General features: G+C 63.1%; 23 protein-coding genes. 14 read left to right on the top strand and 9 right to left on the bottom strand.

Annotated features, from left to right (window positions below; all coding sequences use genetic code 11):
* Positions 1 to 58: 58 nt before the first annotated feature.
* Positions 59 to 973 (bottom strand): CFI-box-CTERM domain-containing protein, encoded by a 915-nt coding sequence (locus ACQ4OD_RS04950; RefSeq protein WP_430943963.1) that lies wholly within the window; start codon positions 971 to 973, stop codon positions 59 to 61.
* 412 nt (positions 974 to 1,385) lie between these two features.
* Between ACQ4OD_RS04950 and ACQ4OD_RS04945 the strand changes: the two genes are divergently transcribed.
* Positions 1,386 to 1,628 (top strand): hypothetical protein, encoded by a 243-nt coding sequence (locus ACQ4OD_RS04945; RefSeq protein WP_046855303.1) that lies wholly within the window; start codon positions 1,386 to 1,388, stop codon positions 1,626 to 1,628.
* Between the two features lie 26 nt (positions 1,629 to 1,654).
* Here ACQ4OD_RS04945 and ACQ4OD_RS04940 read toward each other — a convergent pair whose 3' ends face one another.
* Positions 1,655 to 2,569 carry a LysR substrate-binding domain-containing protein gene (locus ACQ4OD_RS04940; protein ID WP_430943962.1) on the bottom strand — a complete coding sequence of 305 codons (915 nt, stop codon included), beginning with the start codon at positions 2,567 to 2,569 and terminating at the stop codon, positions 1,655 to 1,657.
* A 142-nt stretch (positions 2,570 to 2,711) separates the two neighbouring features.
* Here ACQ4OD_RS04940 and ACQ4OD_RS04935 point away from each other — a divergent pair, with 142 nt between their 5' ends.
* The 4 genes from ACQ4OD_RS04935 (at position 2,712) to ACQ4OD_RS04920 (ending at position 5,291) form a co-directional block, all read left to right on the top strand.
* Positions 2,712 to 3,107 carry a RidA family protein gene (locus tag ACQ4OD_RS04935; RefSeq protein ID WP_104445248.1) on the top strand — a complete coding sequence of 132 codons (396 nt, stop codon included), beginning with the start codon at positions 2,712 to 2,714 and terminating at the stop codon, positions 3,105 to 3,107.
* Positions 3,108 to 3,474: 367 nt separating this feature from the next.
* Positions 3,475 to 3,732 carry a hypothetical protein gene (locus ACQ4OD_RS04930; RefSeq protein ID WP_139670490.1) on the top strand — a complete coding sequence of 86 codons (258 nt, stop codon included), beginning with the start codon at positions 3,475 to 3,477 and terminating at the stop codon, positions 3,730 to 3,732.
* A 185-nt stretch (positions 3,733 to 3,917) separates the two neighbouring features.
* Positions 3,918 to 4,205 carry a DUF3077 domain-containing protein gene (locus tag ACQ4OD_RS04925; protein ID WP_198754240.1) on the top strand — a complete coding sequence of 96 codons (288 nt, stop codon included), beginning with the start codon at positions 3,918 to 3,920 and terminating at the stop codon, positions 4,203 to 4,205.
* A 156-nt stretch (positions 4,206 to 4,361) separates the two neighbouring features.
* Entirely contained in the window at positions 4,362 to 5,291 is a 930-nt protein-coding gene (locus ACQ4OD_RS04920) for an alpha/beta fold hydrolase (RefSeq protein WP_110702236.1), read from the top strand.
* 402 nt (positions 5,292 to 5,693) lie between these two features.
* Here ACQ4OD_RS04920 and ACQ4OD_RS04915 read toward each other — a convergent pair whose 3' ends face one another.
* The 4 genes from ACQ4OD_RS04915 to ACQ4OD_RS04900 form a co-directional block, all read right to left on the bottom strand.
* Entirely contained in the window at positions 5,694 to 8,177 is a 2,484-nt protein-coding gene (locus ACQ4OD_RS04915) for a TonB-dependent siderophore receptor (protein WP_430943961.1), read from the bottom strand.
* A 109-nt stretch (positions 8,178 to 8,286) separates the two neighbouring features.
* Positions 8,287 to 9,222, bottom strand: a complete 936-nt coding sequence (locus ACQ4OD_RS04910) for a FecR domain-containing protein (protein ID WP_198754238.1) — start codon at positions 9,220 to 9,222, stop codon at positions 8,287 to 8,289.
* A 10-nt stretch (positions 9,223 to 9,232) separates the two neighbouring features.
* Positions 9,233 to 9,733 (bottom strand): sigma-70 family RNA polymerase sigma factor, encoded by a 501-nt coding sequence (locus tag ACQ4OD_RS04905; RefSeq protein WP_139670496.1) that lies wholly within the window; start codon positions 9,731 to 9,733, stop codon positions 9,233 to 9,235.
* A gap of 91 nt (positions 9,734 to 9,824) precedes the next feature.
* Positions 9,825 to 10,397: a LuxR C-terminal-related transcriptional regulator gene (locus ACQ4OD_RS04900; protein ID WP_046855313.1), complete on the bottom strand. Its 573-nt coding sequence runs from the start codon at positions 10,395 to 10,397 to the stop codon at positions 9,825 to 9,827.
* Positions 10,398 to 10,537: 140 nt separating this feature from the next.
* Between ACQ4OD_RS04900 and ACQ4OD_RS04895 the strand changes: the two genes are divergently transcribed.
* The 5 genes from ACQ4OD_RS04895 to ACQ4OD_RS04875 all read left to right on the top strand — a co-directional run bounded on the left by ACQ4OD_RS04895 (position 10,538) and on the right by ACQ4OD_RS04875 (position 15,704).
* Entirely contained in the window at positions 10,538 to 11,716 is a 1,179-nt protein-coding gene (locus ACQ4OD_RS04895; RefSeq protein ID WP_139670498.1) for an acetyl-CoA acetyltransferase, read from the top strand.
* Between the two features lie 3 nt (positions 11,717 to 11,719).
* The gene (locus ACQ4OD_RS04890; RefSeq protein ID WP_430943960.1) at positions 11,720 to 13,261 is read left to right on the top strand and encodes a class I adenylate-forming enzyme family protein; all 1,542 of its coding nucleotides are present in this window, start codon (positions 11,720 to 11,722) and stop codon (positions 13,259 to 13,261) included.
* A gap of 43 nt (positions 13,262 to 13,304) precedes the next feature.
* Positions 13,305 to 14,642 carry an MFS transporter gene (locus tag ACQ4OD_RS04885; protein ID WP_102682435.1) on the top strand — a complete coding sequence of 446 codons (1,338 nt, stop codon included), beginning with the start codon at positions 13,305 to 13,307 and terminating at the stop codon, positions 14,640 to 14,642.
* 100 nt (positions 14,643 to 14,742) lie between these two features.
* On the top strand, positions 14,743 to 15,378 hold the full coding sequence (locus tag ACQ4OD_RS04880) for a LysE family translocator (protein ID WP_110702217.1): 636 nt from the start codon (positions 14,743 to 14,745) through the stop codon (positions 15,376 to 15,378).
* A 29-nt stretch (positions 15,379 to 15,407) separates the two neighbouring features.
* The gene (locus ACQ4OD_RS04875) at positions 15,408 to 15,704 is read left to right on the top strand and encodes a DUF3144 domain-containing protein (protein ID WP_102682437.1); all 297 of its coding nucleotides are present in this window, start codon (positions 15,408 to 15,410) and stop codon (positions 15,702 to 15,704) included.
* A gap of 57 nt (positions 15,705 to 15,761) precedes the next feature.
* Here ACQ4OD_RS04875 and ACQ4OD_RS04870 read toward each other — a convergent pair whose 3' ends face one another.
* Positions 15,762 to 16,550 carry a formate/nitrite transporter family protein gene (locus ACQ4OD_RS04870; protein ID WP_111532299.1) on the bottom strand — a complete coding sequence of 263 codons (789 nt, stop codon included), beginning with the start codon at positions 16,548 to 16,550 and terminating at the stop codon, positions 15,762 to 15,764.
* A gap of 254 nt (positions 16,551 to 16,804) precedes the next feature.
* Here ACQ4OD_RS04870 and ACQ4OD_RS04865 point away from each other — a divergent pair, with 254 nt between their 5' ends.
* The 3 genes from ACQ4OD_RS04865 to ACQ4OD_RS04855 all read left to right on the top strand — a co-directional run bounded on the left by ACQ4OD_RS04865 (position 16,805) and on the right by ACQ4OD_RS04855 (position 19,644).
* Complete coding sequence (locus ACQ4OD_RS04865; RefSeq protein WP_430943959.1) at positions 16,805 to 17,743, top strand: Dyp-type peroxidase; 939 nt, start codon at positions 16,805 to 16,807, stop codon at positions 17,741 to 17,743.
* Between the two features lie 95 nt (positions 17,744 to 17,838).
* Positions 17,839 to 18,660, top strand: coding sequence for a DNA-binding protein (locus ACQ4OD_RS04860; protein ID WP_430943958.1), 822 nt, complete (start codon positions 17,839 to 17,841; stop codon positions 18,658 to 18,660).
* Between the two features lie 90 nt (positions 18,661 to 18,750).
* Positions 18,751 to 19,644, top strand: coding sequence for a sterol desaturase family protein (locus tag ACQ4OD_RS04855; protein WP_430943957.1), 894 nt, complete (start codon positions 18,751 to 18,753; stop codon positions 19,642 to 19,644).
* Here ACQ4OD_RS04855 and ACQ4OD_RS04850 read toward each other — a convergent pair.
* The gene (locus ACQ4OD_RS04850) at positions 19,627 to 20,313 is read right to left on the bottom strand and encodes a helix-turn-helix domain-containing protein (protein WP_430943956.1); all 687 of its coding nucleotides are present in this window, start codon (positions 20,311 to 20,313) and stop codon (positions 19,627 to 19,629) included. The two genes, ACQ4OD_RS04855 and ACQ4OD_RS04850, sit on opposite strands and share 18 nt — an antisense overlap.
* 205 nt (positions 20,314 to 20,518) lie before the next feature.
* Here ACQ4OD_RS04850 and ACQ4OD_RS04845 point away from each other — a divergent pair, with 205 nt between their 5' ends.
* Positions 20,519 to 22,198, top strand: a complete 1,680-nt coding sequence (locus tag ACQ4OD_RS04845) for an MFS transporter (RefSeq protein WP_102682442.1) — start codon at positions 20,519 to 20,521, stop codon at positions 22,196 to 22,198.
* 64 nt (positions 22,199 to 22,262) lie between these two features.
* Here the strand turns inward: ACQ4OD_RS04845 and ACQ4OD_RS04840 are convergent, their stop codons facing one another.
* Positions 22,263 to 22,832: a hypothetical protein gene (locus ACQ4OD_RS04840; protein ID WP_139670514.1), complete on the bottom strand. Its 570-nt coding sequence runs from the start codon at positions 22,830 to 22,832 to the stop codon at positions 22,263 to 22,265.
* Between the last annotated feature and the right edge of the window lie 51 nt (positions 22,833 to 22,883).

The raw sequence follows: 22,883 nt of genomic DNA, 5'->3' as shown, positions 1-22,883 counted from the left end.
GATGTCAAAGCTTGAAGTTGCTGAGAGGCGCACCCCCAGCAACATCGAGCTTCTAATCTTATCGCTTTTGGGTTTGTGTGGCCTTGACAATCCAAGTGACCACAAAGGCTAGAGGGGTTATGAATGCACCAAGAACCAGCTTCTTTCTCAGTTCGCTATTTTCAATCTTGGAAGCAATCGAAGGGCTGACCCTGTAGTAATAGGCTATGAATCCCTGGCCGAGCTTGTGCTTTTGAAGGATTTCATCCCTGAACAACCTCAGCACTAGAACCTTTGGATGGTCATAGCTGCCTGTGGCTGCTGTTGCAATGAAGCAACCTGATTTTGCAGGTGGTGCTGTGTTTACTTGAATGCCAGCCGAATTTGCTTTTGAGATTAGCGAGGTTCTCAGTTGCGACAGGTAGGATGTGGCTTCCGGCTCATCTTTTAAGTAGTCCATGTACTCTGATGAATGAGAGTGGAAGGAGTCTACAGCAGCTATGATGGACTTCAAGGAGGCTTCGTTCTCATTTAATGAAAGCGATTTCTCCAGAAGCTTGATTGCTGCGATGCGCTTGGGGATGAAGCCCTTCGCAGATAACCGTGCAAATCCTTTCTGAGCTAAACGGTGGAGCACTGCTGAGCCGCCGGCCGGCATTGGCACTTTGTGATGATCAATGATTTTTTCTTTGTGACTAGCTTCCAGGCTTTTGATGATGTCTGCGTAGCAGTTTTCTATAAGCGACTGAGTGTTTTCAATGCCAAAACTTGGCGTGTGATTCTTTAAGCCCCGATCTAGGCTGAAGAGAACTTCTTCAACTTTAATGGTGTCGTCATCAACCATCATTGCTGCAGCAGATAGGCCTTTGATAAGCCAAGCCTCTGACTCAGTGGGATCGGCTTCGATTATTGAGGAGCTGTACTTATAAGAGTCTCTGTAGCTACTTGCAAGAAATGAGGAGCTTGCCAAGTCTTTTAGAGTGTTGATATCCATTTCTCGATTCCATCATAAACGATAGGGTCAGCTCTGCGAGCAGAGGTAGGGCGTTCCGCATTACAGTGATTTCATTATGGCATCATCGCTGAAGGTCTTTCAAAGATAAAGGAATTTGGCACCGGCCTTCGAAATCTAAAGCCCGAGGTCGCTCGCAAACTCTAGCATTGTTAACCTGGCGCTCTCCGCGTTCGGTGGGGCTGCCCGTGCTGTGGGCAATCTGGCCGGGCCAGTAGCAGGGATGACGGTAGGTACTGCTGTAGGTATGGGCATGCGCTCTTACGTTAATGACGTCTTACCCACTTACCATGCTGGCGACGTAGTCGTGAGCATTCAGGCTCAGGTGAGTGGTGGGATCGGCCCGCAGCGCACTGCCGAATCACTGATCATCAGGGCTTGAGAGGCGACGCACATGTCCGAAATTACCCAGGCAGTCATCTTCGTTGCACTGGCTTTTCTATTTGAGCGGTTCATGAAACCGTACTTGCTGCGTAAGTGGCTAGGTGTTGCATTGGTCATTGCTGGACTGATTGGTTGCGTTGCGCTGAGCCAAACTCGTCTGCAGGGCTTTGACCTGGGATTGATGTCTGCCCTTGCAGTGCCGCTTGGCATAGGGCTGTTCCTGAGCAGGCGACGATTTGAGGGTCGAGAGTAGGAGCCTGGAGGGGCCTTGTACCTGTTTCAGCCAATCACCGGCGCATGCTCAGCCATCAATTCGATTATCCAGTCGATAAACACCCGCACCTTGGCGCTGACATGGCGATTCGGCGGGAAGGCCAGGTACATCGGCATTGGCGACATGTGCCAGTCCTCAAACAGCGGCAGCAGCTCCCCGCTGATCAGGTGTGGTTTGGCCATGTACTGCGGCAGCCAGAGCATCCCGAGGCCAGCCAGGCCGGCGGCAAGGTACGCATTGCCGTCATCGACTGTCAGTTGCGGGCGGGCCTGGACCTCCAAGCGTTCATCCCCACGTTGCATCGAGTAGGGCAAAGTTTTGCCTGTACGAAACCAGAGAAAGCCGACGGTTTTGTGCTGGCCTTCCTCCAGCTCAAGGGGGTGAACCGGCGTCCCGAAGCTATGCAGATAGCCGGGCGTGGCATAGATGCCAAGTTTCAGATCGCCCACATGCCTTGCCACCAAGGACTGGTCGGTGATCTCGCCGCCACGCACCACGCAGTCAACGTTTTCACCAATGATGTCGACGATGCGATCGCTCACGCCCACCGTCAGCTGGATTTCCGGATAACGTGCAAAGAACCCCGGCAAGGCGGGTATGAGCAGCATTCGCGCCAGCGGGCTGGGTACATCCACCCGCAGCCGACCGCGCGGCGCCATCGACGCGCTGGACAAGCTGGTCTCGGCGTCGTCCATGTCTGCCAGTAACCGGACGACGCGTTCGTAGTAGGCCGCGCCGTCGGCGGTGACATTGACCTTGCGCGTGGTGCGGTTGAGCAGGCGCACGCGCAGCCTTGCTTCCAACTGCTGAATGAGCTGCGTCACGGTGGTCTTGCTCATGTGCAGGGTGGCGGCCGCCTTGGTGAAACTGCCGGTTTCCACCACCCGGGCAAACGGCTGCATTGCATCGAATCGGTCCATTCCACGCCTCGTTCGCCCCCTGGATTGTTTGGAGTATACAAACAGTCCTGGCCAGCGCTGCCCGTTTATCCAGGCAGGTGGCCTTTTTTATAGTGGCCTCACCGTAAACACCGGGCCGCGATGGCCCAGAACGAGGTACGCAATGTCCAGCAAACGTGATGTCGTTTTCCCGCCAGATCGCCATGCTTTGTACGAGTTGCACCGCTACTCGCCGGCGATTCGCTCCAATGGTTTTCTGTTCGTATCCGGTCAGGTCGGCAGCCGCAAGGATGGTTCGGCCGAGCCTGACCTCGCGGCGCAGGTTCGCCTGGCCTTTGCCAACCTCAACGCGATCCTGGCCGAGGCCGGTGGTAGTTTCGAGGATGTGGTTGATACCACCATCTTCATGGTCGACCCCGACTCGACATTCGAAACCATTTGGGAGGTGGCAGCCGAGTATTGGGGCGAAGCGCCTTATCCCACGGTGACCGCTATCGGCGTGACCTGGCTTTCCGGCTTCGATTTCGAGATCAAGGTGATCGCGAAACTGCCGCAATAGTAATGGGGTAGGGGAGCACGCTCATAGCCCGTCCTACAGGCATGAATAAGATTTTCCCTATTTCGAGTAGTCCGTTTCCGAAGCATGCTTTGGCCACTGTTGCGCCCTCGAAGTGGCGGCTAGTCTCGCTGGGTCGTTGCCAAATCAACGACCAGGTCTGCAAGCCTGCGCGGTATTACGATGGTGCTCACCATGAGCCTCGGCGTTGAGTCGTGGGTCTCGCTTTATGGTGGCTACGTGCGGGTGACCTTTTGGTCAGCCGGGTTTTCGCCTCGTAATGCCCCGGTCTTGCAGACCTGCACGTAGCTGCCACCTTTCACCTGCAAGTGAAAAGGTGGCGGTCTGACTAATGCATTGCGAGGTACTTATGCTCAAGATCGTCCCGGATCCACCACCGTCCACCGAATCCCCCCATCTCCTTGAAGACACCCTGGTCCAGGCCACCGAGTACGTCATGTGCGCGCTGGCCATCGCCCATCAATCGTTCAATCACCAGCCGAAATCACCGGCCACCCTCGTGATGCTGACGATGATGCACGAGCTTGACGCCACCCGCACATTGCTGGAGTCGGCACTTGCCCAGCTCCACATGAGTACGCGACCGCCGTCATACACTTTGCACTGAAAGAGGCGCCACGGACTGGTGAGAGTGGGCGCCCGGATCGGTGAAACTGCTGATGCGATTCCCGTCATCACCTGGACTTGCCTCATCGCGGGGCAAGCCCGCTCCCACGCATTTGATGCATAACCGGTCGGCACGCGACCGGGTCTTCGAGCCCGCTACATCAAAGACACCCGAGGATTTCGCAAATGGACAACGAAACCCCTGCAGACCACGGCCAGCTCGGCTGGACCGTCGGCACCTGCACCTGCCTGGAAGGTGCCACCAAAGGTACGCGGCTGTTCCGCGTAGAGCCTGGCAACTGTGCGAACCACGCCATGGAGCAGGCCTCTGTGCTGCTCGACAGCGCCCGTCGGGCGTCTTTCATCGGCGTGATGGACAACGAACCGGTGCTGGTCTGGGCCTCGCATTACCTGAGCGATATGGCCAAGGCATTGATGGATGATGCGCATATGGGGATTTTGAAGAAGGTGTGAAACAGAGCCCGATGGGCTGGGGCGGGCAGCGCATCCCCCAGGCCGTGCTCGAATGTCCTCAACACCTCCTATCGTGGCGACAAGCCCGTATAGTGCCTCATCAGTCAAAGGAGTGGCCATGAAACAAACAGCACATCGCATAGGGAGGGGAATCCGATGCGTATTGCAATGATCCTCGCGACAATCGGGACCACCTTGTCGTTGATGTCGCCGTCGCTATCGGCGTCACCCAGCCAACCTCCGTCTCCGTCAACAGGGCGCGCTGACCAGCAGCGTATCTCGGTCCAGGTCGAAGGCGCGGGCAGGGATGTGATCCTGATTCCGGGGCTGGCATCGTCCCGCGAGGTATGGGCTGACCTTGCTACTCGGTTACGCGAGAACCACCGCCTTCACCTCGTGCAGCTTGCAGGCTTCGCCGGTTTGCCTGCGGTGTCCGATAGCGAAGGGAAAGTGGTCGCTCCAGTGGCCGAGGCCATTGCTGATTACATCCGCACCCAGCATATCGAGGCACCCGTGATCATCGGTCACTCGCTGGGGGGAGAGGTTGCACTCATGCTGGGGGCTCGCCATCCCGATCAGGTCGGTCGCTTGATGATCGTCGATGCGTTGCCGTTCTATACGTTGCTGATCGATCCTTCCGCCACCAGCGAAACCGCTACCGTGCAGGCTGCAGCGATGCGCAGTTCGCTGTTGGCAGCATCGCCGGAGCAGAACGAAGCGATGCAGAGTGCATCCATCGCCCGACTCGCCAAAACCGAGGCGGTAAGACCAGGGCTGATTTCTGCGGGGATCAGTTCTGATCGCAAGACTGTGGCCGACGCGGTGTATGAGTTAATGGTCACTGACTTGCGTCCTGAACTTGGTCGTATCAGTGCTCCGGTTGAGGTCGTGTATGCATACGATGCTTTTTACGGCGTACCTGCATCCAGCGTCGATGCAACGTTCCGTCGGGCCTATGCTTCGACACCTGATATCCATTTCACCCGGATCGATGACAGTTTTCATTTCGTCATGCTCGATCAACGGGAGCGGTTTGCCAGCGCCGTGGTGACCTTTCTCAAGCCGGGAGCAGAGCGCGGGCAATGAGTCGTTGGCGTGCTTGTGGGCAGCCTTCTCAAGGTGATCGAGTGAGGGCCTCCAGGTGTACGCCGCAACCCTTGCAGCGCCTATGAGATCGAGCGCCGCCCGCGCGGCGCATCGCTGGCAAGCCAGCTCCCACATTTATTTCTGGCCAGTTATGCCTGCGCCGCCGCGGCTGTACGCCTTGTGGGTACGACGCGGTTTCTGTGTGTGCACCACTGGCGTCCCACCTGTCTCAAGACATGCACCAAGGCGAACAGCGACAACTTCACAGGACAGACTGGCCCGAAACAGATGTGGGAGCTGGCTTGCCAGCGATGCGCCGCGCGGGCGGCGCTCGATCTCATAGGCGCAGAAGCCTTTGCGGCGAACACCTGGAAAGGCCCGGAGCTTACATCCCAGCACCCATCAGAAACTCCCCTTGAGCGTCAACATGAAGTTGCGCGGCTCGCCGTAGTGGTTGCCCCAGCCTGTCGCACCCACGGTGGCGTAATAGCGCTTGTCCAGCAGGTTGTTGCCGTTCAGCGCCAGGCTCCAGTGTTCGTCCAGGCGGTACTGCACGCGGCCGCTCCACAGCGTGTAGCCCGCTTGCTCGATGCTCAGGTTGCCCTGGCGGCGGAAGTTCTCGCTCTGGCTGGATACCCCGGCCCCCACGGTCCAGCGGTCAAGCGCGCCGGCGAGCTGGTAGTCGCCCCAGACCTTGAGCATGTGTCGCGGGATGAAGCTGGACGTGAAGTTGAGCTCGGTCGGGTCGGTCGGGTTGATGGTGTTCAGGTACTTGGTCTGGGTGTAGGTGTAGCCCGCCAGCAGTTGCAGGCGCTCGATGGGCGAGCCGCTGACCTCGGCCTCGAAGCCTTGGGCGCGCACCTTGCCGCTGTCGGTGTAGCAGTACTGGTCGCCCGAACCCTTGCAGGTGTCGACGAAGTCGGTTTCGGCGCGGTGCTCTTCAATGGTGCGGAACAGGTTGAAGGCGGTGTTGAGCGCGCCGCCGAACAGTTCACCCTTGATGCCCAGCTCGTAGTTGGCGCCGGTCTTCGGTTGCAGGGCCTGGCCCTGGGCGTTCACCAGGTTGCTCTGCGGCTGGAAAATGTCCGCGTAGCTGGCGTAGGCAGTCCACTCATCATTGAGGTCATAGAGCACTGCGGCGAAAGGCGTGACCTGGCCGTTTTCCTGGCTGCGGTTGTGCACCCAGTAGTCCCAGGCCTGGGTGTAGGAATCGCTTTTGTTGCGGTACCAGCTAACCCGCGTGCCGAGCACCAGGGTCAGCGGCTCGGCCAGCTTCAGGCGCAGGGTGGCATAGGTGCCGTACTGGGTGGTGGTTGAGTCGGTGGGTTCGCTGCCGCCACGGCTGGGGTTGGCCAGAAACTCGTCCTTGGAGGGGTGTGGAAAGGCCGGTGACGGGTCGAAGGGGTTCTGGGTACCGTTGAGCGGCATCAGCGCGAAGTAATCGTGGGTCTTCTGGCGGCTGGCGTTGGCGCCGACGATCAACTCGTGCTCGAGACCGAATGCCTCGAACTTGCCGTCGACGTAGCTATCGAAGCCGTAGTCGTCCTGGTCGTAGTCGAAACGCCCGACATGGCGGCGGATACCGGCACTGCTGGCGCCGACCGGTACCGCGCCTTCGGAGTAGCCGTACTCGAGGTTCTGGTTGTTGTGGGTGTAGACCGAGGCGAAGTTGAGCGTCCAGTCGTCATTGAAGCGATGCTTGAGATCGGCGAAACCGGTGATGCGCTGGCTTTGCAGGTCGTTCCAGCTGGCACCCAGGCAGGTGGAGCGCGACAGCTTCAGGTCGCTGCCATCGGCATAGCGGGGCAGGCCGGTGTAGCAGGGCGAGGCATCGATGTCTTCATAGGCCAGGCCGACGCCCAGGGTGGTGTCAGGCGTCACGTCCCAGTCCAGGGCACCGTACAGCACCTGGTCCTGGCGCTTGGCATTGTCGTAGAAGTACTGGCGATCCTGCAGGGTGGCCACGGCGCGGCCGCGCACGGTACCCGATTCGTTCAGCGGGCCGCCAACGTCCACCTGGCCGCGATAGTTGTCCCAGGTGCCGGCGGACAGGGTCAGTGTGGTCTGGGCCTTGTCCTGTCCACGTTTGCGCACGAAGTTGACGCCGCCTGCCGATGAGCCGGAACCTTTCATCATGCCGGCCGCGCCCTTGAGGATCTCGACCCGGTCGTAGAAGGCCATGTCGCTGGAGAAGCTGTTGGCCTGGACATAGTTGCCGCCCACGTCCAGCGGCACACCGTCGTACTGGTACTGGCCGTCGAGGTTGAAACCGCGCGAGTAGAAGTACTTGCCGCCCATGGGCGAGTCGTAGACGGTGATGCCGGGGGTCTTGTCGAGCACCTGTTCCAGGGTGTTGAGGTTCTGGTCGTCGAGCATCTTGCGGGTCATGACCGTGACCGACTGCGGTGTCTCCTTGAGCGTATGCACGCCTTTGCCGATGGTCACCGCCCGCGCTGCATAGGACTGGGTGCCCTCGCTGGTGGCGTCGAGGCGGTTGGCGTCGATGGTCAACGGTCCCAGCTCGATCGCGGGGCCATTGTCAGCCGGGACCAGCACATAGCCGCCATTGCCCTGCCGCTGGGCTTGCAGCCCGCTGCTGCCGAGCAGGCGCAGCAGGCCTTCCTCGACGCTGTAGCTGCCGTCGAGCCCAGGGGTGGAGAGATGGCGGGTCTGCTCGGTGTCGAACGAAATGGTCACCCCCGCCTGCACGCCGAACTGGCTGATGGCGTTGCCCAGGGGGCCGGCTGCGATGTGGTAGGCGGTCTGGCTGACGGCCAGGGCGTCGACCGGCGCGAACATCAGGCCAGGCGCGGTGGCGAGGGACAGGCCGAGGGTGAACCGGTGGATGGCGTGGCGCAGGCGGGTGCTGGGCTGGAGCAGGGGCATTGGGTGATCCTTGCGTGTCATGGCGGAAAGTCGCTGTCGTCGCGGCTTGTGTCATGGACGGACGAGAATCGAAATCAGCAAGATTGCGGAAAATTTTTTTGCACCGGGCTCAGGCAGGTTCGACGTTGACCCAGTAACGGCTCAGGTACCGCACCCTCACGGGCAGGGATTTCGGCAGGTTCGCCAAGGCGATATCGGTGTCATCGATGGCGAACGAGCCAGAAATGCGCATGCCTTGGACGGACGGCGCGCAACGCAGCACGCCGGGACGGTAGCGGCCCAGTTCGGCGATGAAATCGCCCAGGCGCCAGTCGTTCACGCTGAGCATGCCCTGCACCCAGGCCGCGGAATCGGCGGGCAGGGCTTGTGCGCGGCCGATCGCGTCGCGGTCAAAGCCGGCCTGTTGGCCGGCGTCCAGGCGCAACACCTGGTCGAGGTGGCGTTGCGGGCGTATCTCGACGGCGGACTGCAATACGCCGACCTGTGTCTGCTGCGCTGTTTGGCGCACGCTGAACTGCGTGCCCAGCGCACGCACGCTGCCGTTGTCGGTGTGCACGATGAACGGGCGGCGGGCGGCGTCGCTGGCGGTGCTGATCAGGATCTCGCCGCGATACAACTGGATCGCCCGCACCTGGGCGTCGAAGCGCACGTCGAGGGCGGTGTCGACGTTCAGCTCCAGCTGCGAACCGTCGTCCAGGCGCAGCGAGCGCCGTTCACTGCTGCCGGTGCGCTGCTGGGCGAGCAGGGCGCGATAGGGCACCTGCTCGCTGGCCAACCAGGTACCGCCACCGACGGCCAGTAGCAGGCCCAGCACCTTGAGCACCTCGCGGCGCTGCGCCTGGGCCGCGCCCAGGCCTGACAGCGCAGCCTGGCGCGGCACCGTTGACCACTGGTGTTGGAGTTTCTCCACCCGCGACCAGGCTTCGGCATGCGCGGGGCTTGCGGCCAGCCAAGCCCGCCAGGCCTGGGTCCGTGCTATGTCGGCATCACCGTCATTGAGTTGCACGTACCAGGTCGCGGCCGCCTCGAGGGTTTTCAGGTCCACTGGCCGGCCCTCAATTGTCGACCACCAGCAGGCAGCGGGTCATGGCCCGGATCAGGTGGTTCTTGACTGTGGTGATCGATACATCGAAGCGTTCGGCGACCGCCGCGTAGGTCAGCCCTTCCAGTTGCACCGCGAGGAAGATGTCACGGGTCCTGGGGCCCAGTTCATCGAGCAGTACATCGACCGCTACCAGCATTTCGATGATCGACAGGCGCGTCTCCGGCGACACTTCGACCGGCTCCGGGCGCAGGGCCAGGGCCTGCAGGTAGGCCTGCTCGATGGCGCGGCGCCTGACTTTGTCGATCAGCAGCGCGCGGGCAATGGCGCTGAGGTAGCTGCGCGCCTCGCGAATGGGGCCTTGGTTGCGGGCAGTCATCACCCGCAGGAAGGTGTCGTGGGCCAGGTCGGACGCATCGGCGGCATTGCCCAGGCGTGCGCGCAGCCAGCTTTTCAGCCAGCCGTTGTTTTCGCAGTACAGCTGGTGAAGCGCCGAGCGGTCGAGCGTCGACATAGAGCGGGATCCAAGGTGTAAATGGTAATTGCTCGCATTGTCTCGGGGTGGCGGGGGGATTGCAAGGTCCGGCCGGCCTGTCGCATCCAGCTCAACTGATGAAAATTATCCTCGATACCAACTCCGCACTGTTCTTCGCCTGCAACTTCTTCATCAACCGCGCCCGATGCACTTCCACCGTCCGATGCGATATCCCCAGCTGCCGCGCCACTTCCTTGCAGGTCAGCCCGTTCACGATATGCGACGAAATCTGCCGTTCACGCGGCGTCAGTTGCACCGCGGGTGCCGGCTGCCGGTCGAGCCGTTCGAAATGCCAGATCATCAGCTTGAACGGATCCTCTGCCGTTAGCGTAAAGCCCTGGGCCCGGGCCCAGAACACCTCGCCGTTGCGGTGCTGCATGAAACGCTCGTCCGAATAGAAGGCGCCCAGACCGTTGCGCAGCCAGTGCTCGCTGCGCTCGCCAATGCTCTGGTAGTCGGCCTGGGAAGGGTAGAGCAGCAGGGTCAGGTGCCCGCGCAGCTCCTCGCGGGTGTAGCCGAACAGCCGGGCAAAGGCCTCGTTGCAGTCGAGCATGCGCCGGTGGCCGGTGATCAGTTGCGGCGCGGGTGACACCTGGAACGCCAGGCGCTCGAGGTCCGGGGAGGCGTGGGTGGGTACGGTCATCAGGCTTCCTGCCTCGGTGCTTGGGGTCATGTCCCGTAAGCATCACTACTTACTCGTGTACGTAGTTGCCCCAACTAGCGTGGGATTCGGGTGCTGCCACATTGTATGCAATACCCGCTTCAAGGACAGAAGAAAACACCATGTTCCAAGATTCCATCGCCATCGTCGCCGCCGCGCACAGCCCTTTCGGTCGCCTGGATGGCCTGAACCTCGAGGACCTGATCGTCCAGGTCACCCGCGATGCCTTGCAGGATGCAGGTATCGACGCCGCCGAGATCGACGCGCTGTTTCTCGGCCACTTCAACTCGGGCCTGGTGGCCGACGGCTTCCCCGCCTCGCTGATGTTACAGGCCGACCCGCAACTGCGCTTCAAGCCCGCCACCCGCTGTGAGAACGCCTGCGCCTCGGGCTCGGCGGCGATCCAGGCCGGGATCAACGCGATCCGCAGCGGCGCCGCCGAGCTGGTGCTGGTAGTCGGTGCGGAGAAGATGACTGGCAACAGCACGGTCGAGGTCACCCGGGCGCTGGCCGGCGCCGGTTACCAGAACGCCTTGCAGGAGGCCGGCCTGAGTTTTGCCCAGCTGTTCGGCCAGGTTGCCCAGCAATACACCGAGCGCTACCACAGCCCACTGGCATCGATGGCGGCGATCGCGGTGAAGAACCACGCCAATGCCATGGCCAACCCGCTGGCGCAGATGCACCGGGTGATGGACTTCGAGCACTGCAACCAGGTGTCGCCGAGCAACCCGCTGATCGCGGCGCCCCTGCGCCTGACCGACTGCTCGCTGATCAGCGATGGTGCTGCGGCGATCATCCTGGCTTCGCCCGCCCGCGCCCGATCGATGCGGCGCCAGGTGGCGATCCGCTCGATGGTCCAGGTCAATGACTTCCTGCCGTTGTCGCGCCGCGACATGCTGGCCTTCGAGGGGCCGCAGCGGGCCATCCACGGGGCGCTGCGCGAGGCGGGGGTGACCCTCAACGACCTGAGTTTCGCCGAGGTGCACGACTGCTTCACCATCGCCGAACTGCTGATCTACGAAGCCATGGGCCTGGCGCCGCGTGGCGAGGGGCACCGCGCCCTGGACGACGGCATCGTGCGCCAGGGTGGGCGCTTGCCGGTTAACCTGTCCGGCGGGCTCAAGGCCAAGGGGCATCCGGTGGGGGCCACCGGGGTGTCGATGCATGCCCTGGGTTTCGCCCAGCTGACCGGCAAGCCCATCGGCCTGGGCGTGCCCAACGCCGAGTTCGGCCTGCTGTTCAACATGGGCGGCATGGCGGTAGCCAACTACGCCAGCGTGCTGCAAGCCGTCAGGGTCTGAGGCATGAACATCGCCCATTGGTTGCAGGACGCGGCCCAGCGTTGGCCTGAGCGGCCGGCGTTGTTCGAGGGGACGCGGCAGATCGCCGACTACCGGATGTTTGCCACCCAGGTGCGGACACGGGCACTGGAGCTGCGTCACGTGCACGGCATCGAACCGGGCGAGCGGGTGGCGCTGTTGATGAAGAACAGCTGCGACTACCTGCAACTGCTCTACGCGATCTGGTGGTGCGGTGCGGTGGCGGTGCCGATCAACCACAAGCTGCACGCCCTGGAAGCCGCGTGGATCGCCGGCAATGCCGGGGCGCGGCTGATCTTCACCGACGAGGGCCAGCTGTTCGCCGACCTGGCATTGCCGAACGGCTGCCGCGAGCTGGCCGCGCCTGTCCAGCGCATGCCGGGGCTGTCGGCCGGCGATGAGCTGCAGGCGCCGTACCCACGCCAGGACTGTGACTTGGCCTGGCTGTTCTACACCTCCGGCACCACCGGGCGTTCCAAGGGCGTAATGCTGTCCCATGGCAACCTGGTGGCCATGTCGCTGTGCTACCCGCTGGACGTCGACCCGGTAGCCGCCGAAGACGCCGTGGTCTATGCCGCGCCGATGTCCCACGGCGCGGGGCTGTACAACTTAATCCACGTGCGTTGCGGCGCCCGGCACGTGGTGCCCCTGTCCCGGGGCTTCCAGGCGACGGAGCTGTTCACCCTGGCGCGATCGCTCGGGCAGGTCAGCCTGTTCGCCGCGCCGACCATGGTCAAGCGCATGGTCGAGCAGGCGCGCCAGCAAGGCTATGCCGGCGAAGGCATCAAGACCATCGTCTACGGCGGCGGCCCGATGTACCTGGCGGACCTGGTGGATGCCCTGGATACCTTCGGCCCGCGTCTGGTGCAGATCTACGGCCAGGGCGAATGCCCGATGACCATCAGCGCATTGTCCCGCGAGGCCATCGCCGACCGTGGCAACCCGGGCTGGCCGGCCATCGCCGCTTCCGTTGGTCGGGCCCAGGCCTGCGTGGAGGTGCGCGTGGTCGATGGCGCGGGCCGGGAGACGGCGGCTGGCGAGGCAGGGGAGATCGTCGTGCGCGGCTCGGTGGTGATGCAGGGTTACTGGGAAAATCCCCAGGCCACCGCGGCGGCCCTGGTGGACGGCTGGCTGCACACCGGCGATATCGGCTTTCTCGACGGCCAGGGCTACCTGTCGCTGACCGACCGCAGCAAGGACGTGATCATTTCCGGGGGCAGCAACATCTATCCCCGCGAGGTCGAGGAAGTGCTGATCCAGCACCCCGAAGTGTTCGAGGCCTGCGTGGTGGGCGAAGCCGACGCCGAGTGGGGCGAGTCGGTGGTGGCCTTCGTTGTGCCGCGCACGGCAGGCAGCCTCGATGCGCGGACCCTCAATGAGTGGTTCCTGGCGCGCATGGCCTCGTTCAAGAAACCGAAGAAGTACCTGTTCTGCGCCGAGCTGCCGAAAAACAGCTATGGCAAGATTCTCAAGACCCAGTTGCGCCAATGGCTGCAGGACCCGGACGGGTCGTTCGGCAGCGCTTGAGCCGCGACATTTCATGGAAAGCGACACGACAGGAGTTACCCGCATGGGCATGTCACCCGCCAACACCCAGCGCCAGCGGCGCCGGGCTTTCATCGGCGCCACCACCGGCCATCTGATCGAGTGGTACGACTACGGCGTCTACGGCTTTCTGGCCTTGTATATCGGCAAGGCCTTCTTTGTTTCCGACGACCCTACCAGCAGCTTGCTGGCGAGCTTCGCGGCCTTTGCCCTGAGCTTCTTCATCCGGCCCTTGGGCGGGCTGTTCTTCGGCCCGCTGGCGGACAAGATCGGCCGCCGCCGCACGCTGATCACGGTGCTGGTGATGATGGCCGGCTCCACCTTCCTGCTCGGCCTGCTGCCGACCTACGCCAGCATCGGCATCGCCGCGCCGGTGCTGCTGGTGCTGATCCGCTGTGTACAGGGCTTCTCCGCCGGGGGCGAGATTGGCACCATCACCAGCTTCATCTCCGAATACGCCGGCCCCGGCCGTCGGGGTTTCGCCACCTGCTGGCTGATGGTCACCGCGGTGCTCGGCCTGCTGCTGGGCGGTGCGGTGGCCAATGGCATGACCTGGGCCCTGGGCGCCGAGCTGATGCAGGAATGGGGCTGGCGGATCCCGTTCCTGATCGCCGGGCCCCTGGGTTTCATCTCGTTGTATATCCGCCTGAAGCTCGAGGACAGCCCGGAGTTCCTCGCCCTGGTGGAAGCCGGGCAGACCTCCAAGGCGCCGCTGCGCGAGGTGTGGCAGTGGAAGCGTTCGATTGCCCTGGTGTTCTTCATCATCACCTTGCACAGCTCGATCTTCTACCTGGTGCTGACCTTCGCCTCGACCTACATGTCCAACACGCTGAAGTTCGACAGCGGCACCACCTTGCTCTATGTGTTTGTCGCCAGCCTGTCGGCGGCGCTGGTGATGCCTTTCGGCGGCGCCTTCACCGACCGCTACGGGCGCAAGCCGTTCCTGATGGTGATCGGCACGTTGGCGACCCTGGCCATGTACTGGTTCTTCAAGACCGCGCCGGGCGCCACACCGGCCACTCTGTTCTGGCCGCTGATGGCGGTGGCGATCCTGTTCGGGCTGTATGCGTCGTCGACCTACGCGCTGATGAGCGAGCTGCTGCCGACGCGCATCCGCTCCACCGGCATCGCCATGGCCTACAACATCCCGGTGGCGGTGTTCGGCGGCAGCGCGCCGCTGATCTCCACCTGGCTGATCAAGGTGACCGGGGATATCACCGCGCCGTGGTACTTCTACGTGGGCACCGGCGTGGCGTCGCTGCTGGCGCTGGTGGTGCTGCGCCAGGAGGACTTCGTGGCCTGCAACCGTGCACCGACGCAAGAACGTCCGGTGGGGACGGTGCTGGCGGATTCTCAGGCTTGATGTAGCAGGGGGGGGCTATCAGGCGCAGCGCCAATTCCGGAGCGGGGCGGCATTCTGTTACAGTCGCCGCCTCATGTAATCGGCCCGAGGATGTACAAGGATGTCGCTGCACGATTGGTTCGGATTTGTCGTTGTCTCGATGGTGGTGACCTTGTCGCCAGGCCCGGGTGTCATCATGGCGTTGTCCAACTCGCTATCGCACGGGCCGAGGCGGGCGATGCTCGGTTCGCTGGGCAATGCGCTCGGGCTGCTGGTGGTGTCCACCGCCACCAGTGCGGGCCTCGGGGTACTGCTGCAGACCTCGGCCAGTGCCTTCCTGCTGCTCAAGGTGGTGGGCGCGAGCTACCTGATCTACCTCGGCGTCAAGCAGTGGAAAAGCCGCAGCAGTGCCTTCGACCAGCTCGAGCAACCGGTCAAGGCCCTGGTCAGCAACCGCCGGCTGATGCTCAACGGCGTGACGGTGGCGTTGACCAACCCGAAAGCCATCCTGTTCTTTGCCGCCTTCCTGCCGCAGTTCATGGGCACGGGCAACGGCGCCGATAGTCAGCTCGGGCTGCTGGTCGGCACCTTCGCCCTGTGCTCGATCCTGGCCCATGCTTTCTATGTCCTCCTGGCCCAGGCGTTGAAGCGCAAGCTGGCGGCACCAAGCCGCGCCCGCCTGATGAATCGCCTGTTCGGCGTGTCGTTCATGACGCTGGGGGCCAGCCTGTTCACCGTTCAGGCCAAGACCGCCTGAGCCCAACGTTTTCCGATAGGTAGATTTCCATGGCACAAGCCACCGACCAGGCCTTCTACGACCGCGCCGATGCGCATGTGGAACTGGCCAACCAGCAGATCGAAAAGCTCGAGGACCTCGGCAAGGTCAGCGCTTCGATGACCTTCGCCGCCAGCCGCTTCAATGCCTGGATGGCGGCCCGCAGTTTCAAGTCCGCGGCGGAGATGGCTGCGGCGCGCGAGGAGTTGCTGAAGTACTTCAGCGAGCAGTACCGGATGATGCTCGAAGACAACCTTGACGAGCATATCCAGCACTTCGACCGCTATGTGCTGGGCAAGGACAGCTGAGCTCGCACGCAACCAGGACATCGACGAAAAACACCCCACCGCTTCGGTGGGGTGGCATCAATGCAATGCGCCTTGTTCCTGCGCAGGCACGCCGAACGACACGTAGTAGGCCAGGCCGACAAAGATCGCCCCACCCACGGCGTTGCCCAGGAACACCGCCGCCAGGTTCTCCGCCAACTGCCCCCAGCTCAGGTAGCCGGCGAAGATCGCCGCCGGGATCAGGAACATGTTGGCCACCACATGCTGGAAGCCGATGGCGACGAAGGCCATGATCGGGAACCAGATGCCGAGGATCTTGCCGCTCATCTCGCGGCTGGCGTAGGACAGCCACACCGCCAGGCATACCAGCCAGTTGCAGCCGATACCGGAGACGAACGCGTGCAGGAAGTCGGCGCTGACCTTGCTGGTGGCGCCGGCCAGGGTCTTGCCCAGATACGCGCCCTCGGTCAGCCCCAGCAGATGGCCGAAGCAGTAGGCGACGAACAGCGCACCCAGCAGGTTGGCCAGGGTCACCAGGGTCCAGTTGCGCGCCACCGCCCGCAGGCGGATACGCCCGGCGAACATCGCCAGGGGCAGGCTCATCATGTTGCCGGTGAGCAGTTCGCCACCGGCCAGGATCACCAGGATCAGGCCGATGGGAAACACCGCGGCGCCGAGCAGTGTGCCGAACGAGGCCCACTGCGGGGGAATCATGGTGCTGACGTGGATCGCCAGCAGAAAGCCCAGGGAAATGAATGCGCCGGCCAGGAAGCCGAGAATCAAGGTGGCGCGGGTGGGCAGGTGGGCTTTGCGGGTGCCGGCTTCGATGACCAGCTCGGTGATCCGGGAGGGGGTATTCACAGACATTTCAACAACTCGAACGCAAGGATAACGGCGGTACCATTGGGCGGATCTGGTAACTATGGGACGAGGCCAGCGCGGTTCGGCTCGTGGTGGAGGGAACAGGCAACTTCGAAGCGGGCGGCACGTTATCTGAGGCAATTTGACGCGGTCAAATCGATAGGCTGGATGAGTTGATAGAGCGCATCTATGAGGTGCGGTTGTTCAGCCGCGCTGTGCTATACCACAAGCGATCAAACCCTGCGTGAGAGGAAGCCTTGGTGAATACAGTCGAGATCGAGCCGCAGGCTGTCGACAGCCCGATCACCCGTAGTGCGATGTTTCTGGTGGCCACGCTCAATCCGGGAGAGCAACCTGTGGCCGCTGTGCGGGCGCTGTGCGCCGACCTTGGCGGCCTGGTGCGTTCCGTGGGCAAGCGGGTGCCGGCCGGTAACTTGTCTTGCGTCATCGGCTTCGGCGCGGTGGCCTGGGCGGGTTTGTTCGGTGCGCCGCAACCGGCCGGCCTGCATGTCTTTCGGGAATGCGGCAGTGGTTCGCGCAAGGCGCTTGCCACACCGGGTGACATGCTTCTGCATATCCGCGCCGAGCACATGGACCTGTGTTTCGAGCTGGCGGCATTGCTGGTCAAGCGCCTGGCGGGGGCGGTGACGGTGGTCGATGAAGTGCAGGGGTTCCGCTATTTCGACATGCGCAGCATCATCGGCTTCGTCGATGGCACCGAGAACCCCGGTCCGCGGGATGTGGCGCGCTTCACCCTGGTAGGCGACGAGGACCCGGCGTTTGCCGGCGGCAGCTATGTGCTGGTGCAGAAGTACCTGCATGACATGGCCGGCTGGGAGGCGCTGTCGACCCAGGAGCAGGAGCGCATCATCGGGCGCACCAAGCTGGCCGACATCGAACTGGATGCCGCGAGCAAGCCCAGTTGCTCGCACAGTTCGCTGACCACCCTGGAAGAGGGTGGGCAAGAGATCAAGATCCTGCGCGACAACATGCCCTTCGGCCGCCCCGGGGCCGGGGAGTTCGGTACCTATTTCATCGGTTACGCACGGTCGCCCGCGCCGATCGAGCAGATGCTCGAAAACATGTTTGTCGGCAAGCCGCCGGGCAACTACGATCGTCTGCTGGACTACAGCCGCGCCGTTACCGGTGGGTTGTTCTTCGTGCCTCCGGTGGATTTCCTCGAGCAGGCCGCTGAATGACATTTCACCCGCACGCTTGAAACGAGGGGCAGGGCCGTGCAGTATTGCGCCGCATTACATGGTACATGCCATGGTACGCATAGGTGGAATGAGCAATGGCCCGCAATGGCATAGACAAGGCTTCCGTGCAGCAGGCACGGCAGGCGCTGATGGCCCGGGGTGAACACCCCAGTATCGATGCGGTACGTATCGAGTTGGGCAACACCGGCTCGAAGACCACTATCCACCGCTACCTCAAGGAACTCGACCGGCAGCCGCTGGAGTTGCTGGGTAGCCTGGGGGCCTTGAGCGAACCGTTGGCGCGATTGGTCGAGCAACTGGCCGCCCAGTTGCAGGAGGAAGGGCAGGCCCGGATCGCGGCCGCCGAGCAGGCGGCGCAGGCACGTTGTGCGGCAATGCAGGCCGAGCTGCAACTGACCCAGCGCGACCTGGCCGGCGCGCTGCGTCAGGTCGAGGCCCTGACCGCTGCGCTGCACGCCGAGACCCAACGGCTCACGGTTGCCCAGGCCAGCCTGCAGGCCGAGCAGTTGCGCAGCGCCAGCCTCAGCCAGTCACAGGGTGAGTTGCAAGCGCGCCTGGCCGACAAGGACGGGCAACTGCGCGCCAGCCTCGAGCAGCATCAGCAGGATCAACGCCGCAACGAGACCCAGGTGCGCCAGCTGCAAGGCCAGTTGCAGACCTTGCAGCAGGGCGCCTTGGCGCGTCAGGACGAGCTGACGCGCCTGCACCGCGACAATGAGCGCCTGCTCGCCGAACATCGCCAGGCCACGGCCCATGGCACGCTGCTGGATGAGCAACTGCAGCAGCGTGACGCGCAGGTGCAGGGCTTGCGCGCCATCCTGGCCCAGGCTCAGGGCGCCAACGACGAGATGCGTCGACAGCTGGCAGCCCGAGCAGCGGACACATCGACCCTGTAGAACATCGCTGCGACAGATGCGCCGTTTGTTCAAGTGTCTCGCTCAGGCACCAGGCAACACTGGCGGCTCCAACCATGACTGGAGCCCTCCATGCGCATCTTCTATGCCCCGTGTTTCTTCTTCGGTTTCATCGCCACCGCCGTGTGGCTGATCAATCTTGGCGCCGACATTCTCTGGCTGCTGCCCTTGCTCGGCGTGGCGATCCTGCTGTCGTTCACTTGCGAAGCGCTGTGCCCCTACAAATCTGCCTGGAGCGAGGCGGCAGGCGAAGGCGGGCGTGATGGACTGCACGCACTGGTCAACGAAACACTCAATATCGCCAGCATCGCAGCCATCCCGCTGTTCGCCGGCTGGCTGCCCGCCACAAGCCTGTGGCCCAGCCACTGGCCCGTGCTGGGGCAACTGTTGCTGGCGCTGCCCCTGGCCGACCTGGGGATCACCCTGGTGCACTACGCCAGTCATCGCAGCGCATTGCTCTGGCGCCTGCACGCGGTGCATCACAGTGTGACTCGGCTGTACGGTTTCAATGGCTTGATGAAGCACCCGCTGCACCAGATGGCCGAGGGGTTGGGCGGCGTACTTCCGTTGCTGCTGCTGGGTTTGCCGCAGGACGTGGCGGCGTTGCTGGCGTTCTGCATAGCGGTCCAGCTGCTGTTGCAACACAGCAATGTCGACATGCGCATCGGCGTTCTGCGCCACCTTTTCGCCTGGGCCCCCGTGCACCGGCCGCACCACCTGAAGTACGGCACCCTGGGCGACGTCAACTTCGCGCTGTTCTTCCCCGTATGGGATCGCTTGCTCGGCACTGCCCTTCACCTGCCGGAGTATGGGTTGGCCGATGACGACATGGGCATCGGCGACCGTCCGGACTACCCGCAAACGTACCTTGCGCAACTGCGTGAGCCGTTCCGCCCAGTGGCCACGGCGCAACCACCGGCACCCTTGCCGAAAAGGCTGAGCCAGGCGCTACGCCAGCACGTCTGAGCGCAGATGGCGCAGGGCTTCGCTGGCGCGGATGCCGAATTGCTGGCGCAGGCTGCGGCTCAGGTGCGCCGAGTCGGCGAAGCCGGCGGCCATGGCCGCCTCGGTCAAGCTGGCGCCGGCCAGCGCCGCGCCCAGGGCCACGCGCAGGCGTTGCCACAGCACCATGCGCCGTACCGACAGCCCCAGGCGGCCACTGAACAGGCGCTCGAGCTGGCTGACCGACAGCGCCGCTGCCTGTGCCAGCTCGGTGGCCGGCAGGCGCTGCTCGTCCACTGCGCGAATTCGTGCCAGGGCCCGCGCCAGGCGCGGATCCAACGGGCGGCGCGGTGCCTGGCGCAACGCCTGGGCCAGGCTGGTGATATCGCGGGGGGCTTGCTGGCAAACGTCGAGCAGGGTCTCCAGGGAAAACGCCAGGGGCTCGGCGAACAAGGTGATGCAGGCGGTGCCGGGTGCGAGAATGGCGTGGGGCTGCAACGAGGCGATGGCCAGCATGTCGCCGCGATGCTGTTCGCCATTGACCTGCAGGCACGCTTCGCCCTCAAGGGCAAGCAGTACCTGGTGGGCATAGTGGGCATGGACACCGGTGTGGCCCGCCGTGCCGAGCAGCAGGCCGTGGTCATCGGCCAGCCAGAGCCGACCTCGCCAGGCGCTGTGCTGTGGTTCGTTCATTGCGGGTTCCCTATCCGTTTCGGCGCTCGTTCACTCATGCGAGTGGATATCGTTCAAAGGCCGATTATGCTTGAAGTGACTTGCCGCGATTCGGGGCCGATGCCTCGTCGTGCTTCGCGCAGCCTGCAATGCCTTTTGGCCTGGGTGCGTGCTTTGGCTACCTGATGGAGCACTCCGGTCTACCACAACCAGACGGAGGCGACCCATGGCGGTCCTTGACAGCGCATCCACGGGCAGTAGCGCGCCCCAACGTGGCATCACCCGGGAGGAGCGCAAGGTCATCTTCGCCTCTTCGCTGGGCACCGTGTTCGAATGGTACGACTTCTACCTGTACGGCTCGCTGGCGGCAATCATCGCCAAGCACTTTTTCGCCGGGGTCAACGAAACCACTTCGTTCATCTTTGCCTTGCTGGCTTTCGCCGCCGGCTTTGCCGTGCGGCCGTTCGGCGCCATCGTGTTCGGTCGCCTGGGCGACATGATCGGGCGCAAGCACACCTTCCTCATCACCATCGTGATCATGGGCGTGTCCACCGCGGTGGTCGGGTTGCTGCCCAGCTATGCGACGATCGGCGTGGCCGCGCCGGTGATCCTCATCACCCTGCGGCTGTTGCAGGGGCTGGCATTGGGCGGGGAGTACGGCGGCGCTGCCACCTATGTGGCCGAGCATGCGCCCAAGGGCAAGCGCGGGTTCTTCACCGCGTGGATCCAGACCACCGCCACCCTCGGGCTGTTCCTGTCGCTGCTGGTGATCCTGGCCTGTCGTACGGCCATGGGCACCGAGGCGTTCGAGGACTGGGGCTGGCGGATACCATTCCTGCTGTCGATCCTGCTGCTGGCAATCTCGGTGTACATCCGCCTGCAACTCAACGAGTCGCCGGTGTTCATGAAGATGAAGGCCGAGGGCAAGGCGTCGAAGGCGCCGCTGACCGAATCGTTCGCCCGTTGGGACAACCTCAAGGTGGTGATCATGGCGCTACTCGGTGGCACCGCCGGCCAGGCGGTGGTGTGGTACACCGGGCAGTTCTACGCGCTGTTCTTCCTGCTGCAGACACTGAAGATCGACCCGCAGACCGCCAACCTGCTGATCGCAGGTTCCCTGCTGATCGGCACGCCGTTCTTCATCGTCTTCGGCAGCCTGTCCGACCGCATCGGGCGCAAGAAGATCATCATGGCCGGCTGCATCATTGCCGCGTTGACCTATTTCCCGATCTTCAAGGCGCTGACCGAGTACGGCAACCCGGATGTGTTCGTCGCCCAGGAGCAGAACCCGGTCGTGGTGGTGGCCGACCCCGGGCAGTGCGCCTTCCAGTTCGACCCGGTGGGCAAGGCCCGGTTCACCAGTTCCTGCGACATTGCCAAGAGCCTGCTGGCCAAGCGGGCGATCCCGTACGAGAACGAAAAGGCCGAGCCTGGCAGCGTGGCGCAGATCCGTATCGGCGAGCGGGTGATCCCGAGTTTCGAGGGGACCGGTCTGGCCGCGGCTGAACTGAAGACTCAGGCCGACGCTTTCACCGCCACGCTGACCGGCGCCCTGAAAGAGGCCGGTTATCCCGAGAAGGCGGACCCTGCGAAGATCCATTACCCGATGGTGTTGCTGCTGCTGACCATCCTGGTGATATACGTGACCATGGTCTATGGGCCGATCGCCGCCTGGCTGGTGGAGCTGTTCCCGGCGCGGATCCGCTACACCTCGATGTCGCTGCCGTATCACATCGGCAACGGCTGGTTCGGTGGTTTTCTGCCAACGGTGGCCTTCGCCATGGTGGCGGCGACCGGGGACATCTACTACGGGCTGTGGTATCCGATCGTCATTGCGGTGATGACCGCGGTGTTGGGCATCTTCTTCCTGCCTGAGACCAAGGACCGGGATATCCATCACACCTGAAGGATGAAGGTCCGCTCCTGCAGAAGTCGCCCGATTCACGCCCTCGCTGCAGGAGCGGCCCTGGTCAGTCGAAGTAACCGCGCAAGCTATACCGGTAGCCGACATCCACCTCCGAGGCCTGTGGGCGCGCATAGGCCTTTTTCATGACGAATTCGAACGCCGGTTCGTACAATCCGTCGCGCACCACGGCGCCCGCGAGCACTTCCACCGAGTACCAGCCGTTGTCCAGTTCGATGATCGGCCGCCCCGGCTCCTGGTAGCGCGCCAGCAGATCACCCAGGGTCTTGTTGGTGAAGTGCTGCAGGATGCGCCAGGTGAAGAGCATCACCGCGCCGTGTTCGACCCTTAGCACATGGCCCTGGCGACGATGCTTGAGGCGGCTGCCAGGCTCGAGCAGTGCCGGGGTGCGTTCGTCGAGGGTGAACAGGATGCGGTAGGGCAGGTTGTCGACGCCGGCCAGCGGCAGGATCACGCCTTGCTGCACCGCCAGGTCGCCACTGTCGCCGCGGGTGAAGGCGCGCGCCAGGTCGTCGGGCAGGTCTTGGTCTTCCTTGAACTGTTCGAGCAACTGGATATCGCCCAGCAGGAAATAGTCGACCAGGTCGTTGAGCACTTCGCTGAATTCGTAGCGCATGGGGTGTCCTTGGTTCTTGCTGCGCCGGGGGAAGTCAGCAATGTAGCAGCC

This window comes from Pseudomonas sp. WC1, from assembly GCF_050586565.1.
GTDB lineage: Bacteria > Pseudomonadota > Gammaproteobacteria > Pseudomonadales > Pseudomonadaceae > Aquipseudomonas.
The sequence above is the reverse complement of the archived record's forward strand: the minus strand, read 5'-3'. Positions and strand labels throughout refer to the sequence as shown.

What these genes read in the sequence shown, in the direction of transcription:
- ACQ4OD_RS04870 (WP_111532299.1), bottom strand. Translation starts at nt 16,550, where the DNA reads ATGTCTGTGAATACCCCCTCCCGGATCACCGAGCTGGTCATCGAAGCC.
- ACQ4OD_RS04905 (WP_139670496.1), bottom strand. Translation starts at nt 9,733, where the DNA reads ATGTCGACGCTCGACCGCTCGGCGCTTCACCAGCTGTACTGCGAAAAC.
- ACQ4OD_RS04840 (WP_139670514.1), bottom strand. Translation starts at nt 22,832, where the DNA reads ATGCGCTACGAATTCAGCGAAGTGCTCAACGACCTGGTCGACTATTTC.
- ACQ4OD_RS04845 (WP_102682442.1), top strand. Translation starts at nt 20,519, where the DNA reads ATGGCGGTCCTTGACAGCGCATCCACGGGCAGTAGCGCGCCCCAACGT.
- ACQ4OD_RS04950 (WP_430943963.1), bottom strand. Translation starts at nt 973, where the DNA reads ATGGATATCAACACTCTAAAAGACTTGGCAAGCTCCTCATTTCTTGCA.
- ACQ4OD_RS04925 (WP_198754240.1), top strand. Translation starts at nt 3,918, where the DNA reads ATGGACAACGAAACCCCTGCAGACCACGGCCAGCTCGGCTGGACCGTC.
- ACQ4OD_RS04890 (WP_430943960.1), top strand. Translation starts at nt 11,720, where the DNA reads ATGAACATCGCCCATTGGTTGCAGGACGCGGCCCAGCGTTGGCCTGAG.
- ACQ4OD_RS04880 (WP_110702217.1), top strand. Translation starts at nt 14,743, where the DNA reads ATGTCGCTGCACGATTGGTTCGGATTTGTCGTTGTCTCGATGGTGGTG.
- ACQ4OD_RS04850 (WP_430943956.1), bottom strand. Translation starts at nt 20,313, where the DNA reads ATGAACGAACCACAGCACAGCGCCTGGCGAGGTCGGCTCTGGCTGGCC.
- ACQ4OD_RS04935 (WP_104445248.1), top strand. Translation starts at nt 2,712, where the DNA reads ATGTCCAGCAAACGTGATGTCGTTTTCCCGCCAGATCGCCATGCTTTG.
- ACQ4OD_RS04900 (WP_046855313.1), bottom strand. Translation starts at nt 10,397, where the DNA reads ATGACCGTACCCACCCACGCCTCCCCGGACCTCGAGCGCCTGGCGTTC.
- ACQ4OD_RS04885 (WP_102682435.1), top strand. Translation starts at nt 13,305, where the DNA reads ATGGGCATGTCACCCGCCAACACCCAGCGCCAGCGGCGCCGGGCTTTC.
- ACQ4OD_RS04915 (WP_430943961.1), bottom strand. Translation starts at nt 8,177, where the DNA reads ATGCCCCTGCTCCAGCCCAGCACCCGCCTGCGCCACGCCATCCACCGG.
- ACQ4OD_RS04945 (WP_046855303.1), top strand. Translation starts at nt 1,386, where the DNA reads ATGTCCGAAATTACCCAGGCAGTCATCTTCGTTGCACTGGCTTTTCTA.
- ACQ4OD_RS04875 (WP_102682437.1), top strand. Translation starts at nt 15,408, where the DNA reads ATGGCACAAGCCACCGACCAGGCCTTCTACGACCGCGCCGATGCGCAT.
- ACQ4OD_RS04860 (WP_430943958.1), top strand. Translation starts at nt 17,839, where the DNA reads ATGGCCCGCAATGGCATAGACAAGGCTTCCGTGCAGCAGGCACGGCAG.
- ACQ4OD_RS04930 (WP_139670490.1), top strand. Translation starts at nt 3,475, where the DNA reads ATGCTCAAGATCGTCCCGGATCCACCACCGTCCACCGAATCCCCCCAT.
- ACQ4OD_RS04940 (WP_430943962.1), bottom strand. Translation starts at nt 2,569, where the DNA reads ATGGACCGATTCGATGCAATGCAGCCGTTTGCCCGGGTGGTGGAAACC.
- ACQ4OD_RS04895 (WP_139670498.1), top strand. Translation starts at nt 10,538, where the DNA reads ATGTTCCAAGATTCCATCGCCATCGTCGCCGCCGCGCACAGCCCTTTC.
- ACQ4OD_RS04855 (WP_430943957.1), top strand. Translation starts at nt 18,751, where the DNA reads ATGCGCATCTTCTATGCCCCGTGTTTCTTCTTCGGTTTCATCGCCACC.
- ACQ4OD_RS04920 (WP_110702236.1), top strand. Translation starts at nt 4,362, where the DNA reads ATGCGTATTGCAATGATCCTCGCGACAATCGGGACCACCTTGTCGTTG.